General features: G+C 42.3%; 5 protein-coding genes. 3 read left to right on the top strand and 2 right to left on the bottom strand.

Going from position 1 to position 9,437, the window contains the following annotated elements; all coding sequences use genetic code 11:
- The first annotated feature begins 17 nt into the window (after positions 1-17).
- Positions 18-5,012 (top strand): DUF4011 domain-containing protein, encoded by a 4,995-nt coding sequence (locus IM753_RS08840; RefSeq protein WP_227713117.1) that lies wholly within the window; start codon positions 18-20, stop codon positions 5,010-5,012.
- A gap of 60 nt (positions 5,013-5,072) precedes the next feature.
- Here the strand turns inward: IM753_RS08840 and IM753_RS08835 are convergent, their stop codons facing one another.
- Positions 5,073-6,134 carry an NADH:flavin oxidoreductase/NADH oxidase gene (locus IM753_RS08835; RefSeq protein ID WP_194109111.1) on the bottom strand — a complete coding sequence of 354 codons (1,062 nt, stop codon included), beginning with the start codon at positions 6,132-6,134 and terminating at the stop codon, positions 5,073-5,075.
- 86 nt (positions 6,135-6,220) lie between these two features.
- Between IM753_RS08835 and IM753_RS08830 the strand changes: the two genes are divergently transcribed.
- Together IM753_RS08830 and IM753_RS08825 are read left to right on the top strand one after the other, a co-directional pair.
- On the top strand, positions 6,221-7,114 hold the full coding sequence (locus tag IM753_RS08830) for a LysR family transcriptional regulator (protein ID WP_194109110.1): 894 nt from the start codon (positions 6,221-6,223) through the stop codon (positions 7,112-7,114).
- Between the two features lie 376 nt (positions 7,115-7,490).
- Positions 7,491-7,817, top strand: a complete 327-nt coding sequence (locus tag IM753_RS08825) for a DNA-binding transcriptional regulator (RefSeq protein ID WP_083108394.1) — start codon at positions 7,491-7,493, stop codon at positions 7,815-7,817.
- Positions 7,818-7,916: 99 nt separating this feature from the next.
- Here IM753_RS08825 and IM753_RS08820 read toward each other — a convergent pair whose 3' ends face one another.
- Positions 7,917-9,404, bottom strand: coding sequence for an aminoacyl-histidine dipeptidase (locus IM753_RS08820; protein WP_194109109.1), 1,488 nt, complete (start codon positions 9,402-9,404; stop codon positions 7,917-7,919).
- Positions 9,405-9,437 lie beyond the last annotated feature (33 nt).

The following is a 9,437-nucleotide window of genomic DNA, read 5'->3' as shown; positions in this document are numbered from 1 at the left end:
CTTTTTCTTTTCAGTCCTTGGCTCAAATTCGTAAGCGTTTGCTGGATTTAAGCAGCAGAAATGCTTTGCTCAACTACCGTTTCCCCAAAGGAAAGAGTGTAGAAATTTTCAATATATCGCCCAATACGATTCAAACCAAACTGTTTGCGGGCGAAAAACTGGCATTGGATACCATTGATTTTCCAAATGAAAAACAGTTAAAGGCATACGGACATACAGACAATACACCTTTTCCCAGTGCAAGCGATTGGGCAAAATATCTTGATATTCAATGGGATAGCGAATTACCCAATAATGACAGCAAAAACAATGCCCTAACGGTAATGTACCCACACCATTTAAGTGCCATTATCAAAAAAATCAACCAAGAAAATACCCTAACTTTAAATGAAACAGGTAGCCATATCTTGTATTTGTGTTTGGGGTTTTTGGTGTGGCAAGACGGCAATCAAAAACGTCTTGCCCCTTTATTGACCCTGCCTGTTAATCTTGAAAGCAGCACCAACAGGGGCAAGCAAACCCATTATCTTGTTTTAAAAGAAGATGATGGGTTTATCAATATGACCTTATCTGAAAAATTAAAAGCAGATTTTGATTTCAGGCTGCCTGAATGGACAGAGAACAGCACTCCTGAATCTTATTTTCAAGCCGTACAAAAATTGATTGAATACACCGAACCCAAATTGTCCATTCAACGCCGTGCCTGTCTTGCTTTGCTGAATTTTAGCAAGCAAGCGATGTATGACGATTTGAATCCAGATACTTGGCAAGATTGTGGCGGTATTGACAACCACCCCATTTTGCAGGAGTTATTTAATCCGCAAAGCATTGAGCACGAAAATAATGCGATGCAAAATGAATACCCTATTGATGAATACAATCAAGAAATTCATCAAACTTATCCCTTGATTTACGATGCCGATAGCTCACAGCACAGTGCCTTAATTGATGCGATTGCAGGTAAAAACTTGGTGATTGAAGGTCCGCCTGGTACAGGAAAATCGCAAACCATTACCAATTTAATTGCCGCTTTTATCAATAATGGCAAAAAAGTCTTGTTTGTTGCTGAAAAAATGGCTGCCTTAAATGTGGTAAAAGACCGTTTGGATAGAGCAGGTTTGGGCAATTTTTGTTTGGAATTGCACAGCAATAAAACCAATAAACAAAAAATATTAAGTGATTTGGTTTCCCAATCACAGCAACATTATCCCAATCATCGTGCAGATTTACAAGCAGAAATCAATGGTTATGAACAATACAAAACCGAATTAAATCAGTATGTTCAACAAATTAACAGTGAATATAAAAATATCCAAATCAGCATTCATCATATTTTAAATCGCGTTACCCGTTTATCGGAAGAATTTAAATCATTGAATATTTTGCCAGAACAAGTGGCATTTTCAGTTTCAAATAATACAAACTGGAACAATGTCGCACGCACCCAAATGCACGATAAAGGCAAAATGTTCAAAACGGTTTATCAAGCAGTTGCCGAACAATCGCCTAATGGCAATATTGTTGGGCATTATTGGCACGGGATTCAAAAACATACGCTGACATCAAGCGAACAAACTGCTTTGATTTCATCATTAACTCAATGGAATGAATCATTACAGCAATTATGGCAATTTAAACAAGATTGGCAAACCCATTTTCAGGCTGCCTTGACTGCTGACGATGAACAATCATTACAAACTTTATTAAAAACAGCCGAACAATTGCCACAAAGACAGGGTAATGAATTGTTTTTGTCAGAATGGTTTAAAGAAAACGCCTTGAATGAGTTTAAACAAGCCATTGAAATATATAAAAATTATTTTAAACAACTTAAAGAAATAGAACCAACTTTTCAAACAGATACCTTAAATAATCCGCATTATTTCAGCCAAATTGATGAGATTATCCAAAATTTAAATAATATAAGTTTATCTAATGAAAATAGCTTTGCTGATTATGCAAAACATTATAAAAATTTAAATAATTTAAATCAAAATATTGCAACATTAGCCGAGCAAATAAACAAAATACAAGCCCAATTACCCAATAAATTTATCCCATTGTTTTCATTAAATATCCAAAATTTAAAAGAATGGGAAATTTTAGTTGATTTGATGACGCAATTACCCAAAGAATTATGGCAACATCGTGCCAATTATTTGGATAATGACGGCTTGGATAAGCTGTTGTCTGAATTAACCCCTGTTTTAAATAATGCCAAACAATTACATAAGAATATTCACAAGGTTTTTAAATTAAATCAATTGCCTGATACCGATGATTTGGAAACTTATTTGGCTATTTTGGAAAATGGCGGATTGTTTCGTTTCTTGTCATCGGATTGGCGAATGGCGAAAAATGAAGTATTAGCATTATCAAAACAAAGAACTGCCAAAATTGATGATTTACAAGAAGCGTTGCCCGAGCTTATTCGTTACCAAGAATTGCTTGAAAAAGCCAATGCCATTCATCAAAAAAATCCCTTGTTGGGGCAGGTTTATCAAGGTATCAATACGCCTATTGAAAATATCGCAAAATTGCGTGATTGGTATCAAAAAGTGCGTCAAGAATATGGTGTGGCATTTAGTGAACGCACCCATATCGGCACGGCATTATTGTCATTAAATGAAAAAATGGCGTTTGGTATCACAGCTTTATATCGTGAGCAATTAAAGCCGATTGCCACACAAATAGAAACTGGACTTAATGAATTGAAATTGGTTTTTGAGCCAATACATAAATTATGTGCAGAGAATTTGCATTTACAAAATGAGCATATTATTGCCAATTTATTGCAAACATTAAAAGAATATTTAACTCAATTAAATTCACATTTGGCAAATAAAGAAATTCCATTGACACAAATCCAATCCGCCAATCACATATTGAGCGGTTTAAATCAGACAAAAACACAATGGCTTGATAATACAAAATATTGTGAATGGCGTCAGCATTGGCAATTTTCATTTAAAGTTGATGAATATGCCCAAAATCAGGTTCAGGCTGCCTTAAATACTCTAACATTATTCTCAACCATTCAATACAATCAGGATTTGATACAAGCTTTAAAACAACAAAACACCGCACAAAATTATGATGTAATTGTGGAAAAATTAAATACACTTAAAACTTTATTACACAATCAATCTCATCATCAAACGGCATTTATGTCGCAAGGACAAGTGGATAAAGCGTTGTGGTTGGCAGATGTGCATTTTTCATTAAGTCGCATTGACGAAATCATACAAAAAAATCAACAAGCCATTGAACACGCTGGTTGGTTGTATAACTGGACACAGTATTTATCCGCCAAACATAGCTTATCGCAAGGCAATTTGGATAATATTATTCAATTATTGGAAAGCAAAATTTTGCCTGCCAATAAAATAGAAAATGCCATTGAATTGGCGATTTTTCATCAATTGCAACAACAAATTTTTGCAGAAAATGAATTTATTCGTGAATTTAATTCATCGCTTCATCAAGCCAAGATTGAGCGATTTAAAAATTATGATAAAAATTTAATGGTATTACAATGCAAACAAATTGCTTATCAAGCAAAACAATCCGCCCCAATGGGAATTGGCACGGGTTTGGTTGGCAATTTCAGCGAATTATCATTGATTAGGCACGAACACGGCAAAAGAAGCAGACATATTCCCATTCGCCAATTATTTACGCGTTCCGCCAAAGCCATTCAAGCATTAAAACCGTGTTTGATGATGAGTCCAATGTCGGTTGCCCAATATTTGCAGGCAGGCTGTTTTGAATTTGATGTGGTGATTATGGACGAAGCATCGCAAATTTTGCCCGAATTTGCGATTGGGGCATTGGCTCGCATTAAACGAGATGGCGGTTCTGTTGTGATTGTGGGCGACCCCAAACAATTACCACCAACTAACTTTTTCTCAACCAATAACAACAATGACGATGAAAATGATGAAATTTTGGCGATTGAAGCGTCTGAAAGCATTTTGGATACGGTGAGCAAGCACCCCAAATTTCATCAACGCCGTTTGCGTTGGCATTATCGTTCTCGCCACGAGTCTTTGATTGCGTTTTCCAATCGTCAATTTTACGATTCGGATTTGGTTTTGTTTCCTTCGCCTATGCAAAAAAGCGATGATTTGGGGATTCGCTTTCACAGAATTGAGGGGGTTTATGGCGACAGCATTAATGTAATTGAAGCCACAGAAATTGTCAAACAAGCCATTGTTATTTTGCAAAATTCGCCAAGTGAAAGCATAGGTTTGGTGGCAATGAACAGCAAGCAACGAGATGAAATTGAACGCCAGTTTACTGAACAATTGGAACAAAACCCCGCTTTACAAGCCTTGTATGATGAAAAAGCCAAAACCGACCCTGTTTTCATTAAAAATCTGGAAAATGTTCAAGGCGATGAACGAGATGTGATTTTGATTTCAATGACCTATGGTCCAGAAACTATTGGTGGTAGGGTTTATCAGCGTTTTGGTCCAATTAACAGCAGTGGTGGTTGGCGACGCCTAAATGTGTTGTTTACGCGTGCCAAAAAGCGTATGCACATTTTTTCGTCTATGGGTTCAAGCGATGTGTTAATCGGTAGTGAAAGTGCCAAAGGGGTGCGGTCATTGCAAGCATTTTTGCATTATTGCGAAACAGGGCGTTTGGGAACGCAAGGCATTTTGACAGGCAAAGCCCCTGATAGTGATTTTGAAATTGCGGTTATAAGGGCATTGGAACAGCACGGTTATCAATGTGAACCGCAAGTGGGTGTGAATGGTTTTTTCATTGATATTGCGGTGCGTAACCCAAAATTGGGCAGTCAAGGGCAATTTTTATTGGGCATTGAATGCGATGGGGCGACTTATCATTCGTCCAAATCCGCACGCGACCGCGATAGATTACGCCAAGAAATTTTGGAAAATTTAGGCTGGGAGATTCAGCGAATTTGGTCAACGGATTGGTTTAGAAATCCACAAGCGGCATTGCAACCGATTTTAAATCGTTTGAATGCTTTGACTACACAATAAAATGGGGTCGGAAATTTTCAGGCTGCCTGAAATCATTTATCAGGCAGCCTGAAAACTGTTTTACACAAACCCACGTTCATATTGTCTTGGCACAAACTGCATCTCATCGCTGTCCGAGCGGTTTTGCTGATATTGGGCGTTTAGCACCCAATATGGGTCTCGAAGCAGCCCACGACCTATCGCCACAAGGTCGGCATCGCCCACGCCAAGCACATGGTCAGCCACAGCAGGGTCATCTAGCATGCCCACAGCAATCACAGGTTTGCCTGTGGCGTGTTTGACTTTGCGAGCCAGTGCCACCTGATAGCCTGCATAAAACTCAGGGTGCTTGCCCTCACACAATACGCCATCGCCGCCGCCGCTGACATGAAACACATCTGCCCCAGCTGTTGAGAAGCGTTTGGCAATCTCTACGCCATAATCACTGTCAAAGCCGTTTTCGCCATACTCTTGGGCAGAGATACGCACGATTAGGGGCATCTCATCAGGCATGACGGCACGAACAGCGTGAATGACTTGCTCGCCAAACAATAGGCGGTTTTGTCCGTATTCATCGCTTCGTTGGTTGGATTTGGGTGCACAAAACTGGTGAATCAAATAGCCGTGGGCGGCGTGAAGCTCAATTGCATCAAAGCCTGCATTCACCGCTCTTTTGACAGAGTCGGCAAATGCTTGCACCAATGCTTTTATCTCGTCAATGCTCAGCTGCCTTGGGGTGATGAGATTTTGCCCAGCATAGTCAAGCTCACCATAATGAATGGCAGACGGGGCAACGGCATTTGGCTCATCTTGGGCTTTACGGCCTGCATGGGCGATTTGAATGCCAATTTTTGCCCCTTGTGCATGCACGCTGTCCACAAGTCTAGCAAATGCTTGTTGTTGTTCATCGTTCCATAGCCCCAAGCATCTAGGCGTAATGCGACCATTGGGGGCAACGTTGGTCATCTCAACAATAATCAGACCCACACCGCCCACCGCTCGGCTGGTGTAATGCACCAAATGCCAGTCATTTGGCACGCCATCTGTGGCGGAATATTGGCACATTGGGGGCATGACAATGCGGTTTTTGAGTTCAAGGTTTTTAAGATGGATAGGAGTTAGGATTTTGCGGAATTTTGCCATGAGTTTTCTCGGTGTTTAAGATGATGATATTCTAGGGAATTTGTGTTATTATTTCAAATTGATTATTGTGATAAGTGGATATAAAAATGACCGATATCCGAACCCTAGACCTAAACCTATTAAAAGCCTTTGTGGTCTTACTAGACGAATGCAATGTCAGCCGTTCGGCACAACGGCTTTCCATTACCCAGCCTGCGATGAGCGGGATTTTGAACCGTCTGCGAGATAGCTTTAATGACCCTTTATTTGTACGGGTTCAGCACGGTATGCAACCCACCGACAGGGCGATTGAGCTTGGGCATATCGCTCGGCGTATCTTGCAAGACGTGAATTCCATGCTCGCCCCACCCAAGCTAGAACCTGCCAATTTGTCCATGACATTACGCATTGGAGCGATGGATTATGTTCAGCAGATTATCGCTTTGCCCCTTATTTTACGGTTAAGACGGCTTGCCCCGAACGTGAAAGTTGCCTTATTGCCCGTGCAAGGGCAAAACATCAAAACCTTGTTTGACAAAAACACCATTGATTTGGCACTGGTTGGGCGACACCACATCACGGACGATATGCCCCAAACCCTGCTGTATGAAGAAAACTACGTCTGTGCAATGAGCAAAACGCACCCCATGGCAAACACCGCTTTGACGCTTGATGAGTTTTGTGAATTGCCCTTTGCCATGCTGTCGTACAATGGCGGTGAGTTTAGCGGAGCGACCGACATTGCCCTACAAAAATTGGGGCGAAAACGCAAAGTCATGGTATCGGTAGACCACATCTCGCTGTTGCCACAACTTTTGAACAATTCGGATTTGGTGGCGGTACTGCCCAAGCACCTTGCCCAGACCCTGCCAAACGTCCGCCTGCAAAATCCACCCATAGCCGTTGACGGCTTTACCATGATGATGACATGGCACGAACGCACCGAACAGGATATGGCTCATCGTTGGCTTCGGGGGATTGTGCTTGATGTGATTAAATAGGGGACTAGGGTTTTTATAGCTCATCAAACGACCGACAAGTTGCCATCAAAGAGACGTACTCCCAACCAACTTGATATTTGCCACGCCCCTACGTCCACACATCATTGTATTTGTAGTAATTTTAAAGTTTCTTGGGTGTAAATATTACTTTTGCTTTTGTCATACTTTGTATTATATACAAAGTATGATTCAAGAAAGGACTGCGTAAAATGCGTTATTTGGCAAAAGGTCATGGCAAACGTGCGGTGCCAGAATTATCTATTGCAATATGCCAAATGACGGCTTAGTTGCCGCTGTTGCCACTTATTCCAAAAACGAACGTGAGAATCTTAGCCAAAAACAGCTCAAAAATCTCAAATAAAAACAAGGGGGAAATATGAATTTACCCAATTTTAATATCGATGAAGTCATGCGGGCAATTATCGCTGATGAACCAGACCTTGCCAATCATCAGGACAGCCTACACACTGCCCTGGCACAACTCAAATACGGTGAATTTGCTCGCACAACCATCATTAGTCAATCCGCCCAAATGCGTCAAAAGGCAAATTTATCTCAACATCAACTCGCCAAAGCACTTGGCGTATCCGTCCATACGCTAAAATCATGGGAGCAAGGTCAGCGAAATCCCAGTGGCTCAGCTCGTGTGCTTTTAGACTTACTTGCCAAACGCCCCGAACTAATCGGTAAGCTTACCACGTAAACTCACCTTGCATTTGCAGTCTTACAACATAACAGATTTGCAAAACAAACCCACAAAAAATCGGACACCCTGCCCGATTTTTTACCTTAACCGCCTTGCTTACACTTTCACAGGCGAATTTTTTAAAATATCCGTCAAAAGTTGCCAATACACCGCCACGCTCGCCACGTCCACCGCTTCATCAGGAGAATGGGCATTGATAATCGTAGGACCGACAGAGACGATGTCCATGTTGGGATAATTTTTCTTAATCAGTCCACATTCTAGCCCTGCATGAATGACCTTGATGGTCGGTTCATGCCCCAAAATATCAGCATATAAGCGTGCAGTTATGGGTATAATGGCAGAGTTAGGGTCATAATTCCACCCCACATAGTCGCCGTCAAACACCGCTTTTGCCCCCACCAAATCCGCCACGCTTTGCAAGGTACTGATTACACCTTGTTTGCCGACTTGGGTCAAGGAGCGGACAAGCAAGGTCGCCACAAGCTCGCCATTTGCCACGCCCAGTACCCCAAACGACAGCGATGTCTCCACCACGTCAGCGATGTTGTCGCTGTATCGCACCACGTCAGACGGTAGTACATTGATGAGATTTATCACGGTTTGGCTGTTTTCTATGACGGTATCGGGTCGCTCGGTGTCTTCTGCCGTGATAGACAGTTTGGGTTCTGCCGTGCCGATTTCGCTCTCTATGTCTTTGATAATATTAGATAAAGTCGCCAAAAACTGCTCTTTGTCCGCCCCATTTATCGCAAGAGTTGCCACACTTTCTCGGGCAATGGCATTTCTTAGCGAACCGCCTTTAATGTCAGCGATTTTAAAGTTGCACGTCTGTGATAAAGTCACCAACACTCGCCCCAACAGTTTAATGGCATTTACTCGGTTTTTGTGAATGTCCACGCCCGAATGCCCACCCTTTAAGCCTTTGACAGTCAGACTCATCGCACTGTCATAGCCGTTATCCACATGGCTCACAGGCAACGCCAAATCAGCGTCCACGCCCCCTGCACAGCCCACATAAATCTCGCCTATCTCTTCGGTGTCGGTATTGACCATGATTGGGGCGGTCAGCGTCCCCGCCTGTAAACCTATCGCCCCCACCATGCCCGTCTCTTCGGTCATGGTCAGTAGCACTTCGATGTCAGGGTGAGCCACCGTCTCATCGCTTAGCACCGCCAAACAGCTCGCCATGCCAATGCCGTTATCCGCCCCTAGCGTGGTATCAGTCGCCTTTATCCACGCCTTGTCATCGCTAAATCGCATGATGATAGGGTCTTTGGTAAAGTCGTGGCTCGTACTGGCATTGGCTTGGGGCACCATGTCTAGATGAGCTTGCAAGGCAATGGGCGTGCGGTTTTCCATGCCGACTGTGGCAGGCTTTTTGATGATGACATTACCAATCTCATCACGCCACACGGTGAGTCCACGAGAACTTGCCCATGAGACGATATGGCTTGCTATCGCTTCTTCGTGATAAGACGGGTGTGGAATGCTACAAATCTGGGCAAACCACCGCCACAGCTCGGTCGGGGCAAGGTCTTGGACGACAGATAGGTTATGATTTAGGGCATTTTGGTTTAGCATGAGTTTTCCTTGTAGGTTATTTAAAATTAAAAT

This window comes from Moraxella sp. K127, from assembly GCF_015223095.1.
Lineage (GTDB): Bacteria > Pseudomonadota > Gammaproteobacteria > Pseudomonadales > Moraxellaceae > Moraxella.
The sequence above is the reverse complement of the archived record's forward strand: the minus strand, read 5'-3'. Positions and strand labels throughout refer to the sequence as shown.

Excerpts from the sequence above, each read along its gene's own strand:
- IM753_RS08820 (WP_194109109.1), bottom strand. The coding sequence starts at position 9,404 with ATGCTAAACCAAAATGCCCTAAATCATAACCTATCTGTCGTCCAAGAC.
- IM753_RS08825 (WP_083108394.1), top strand. The coding sequence starts at position 7,491 with ATGAATTTACCCAATTTTAATATCGATGAAGTCATGCGGGCAATTATC.
- IM753_RS08830 (WP_194109110.1), top strand. The coding sequence starts at position 6,221 with ATGACCGATATCCGAACCCTAGACCTAAACCTATTAAAAGCCTTTGTG.
- IM753_RS08835 (WP_194109111.1), bottom strand. The coding sequence starts at position 6,134 with ATGGCAAAATTCCGCAAAATCCTAACTCCTATCCATCTTAAAAACCTT.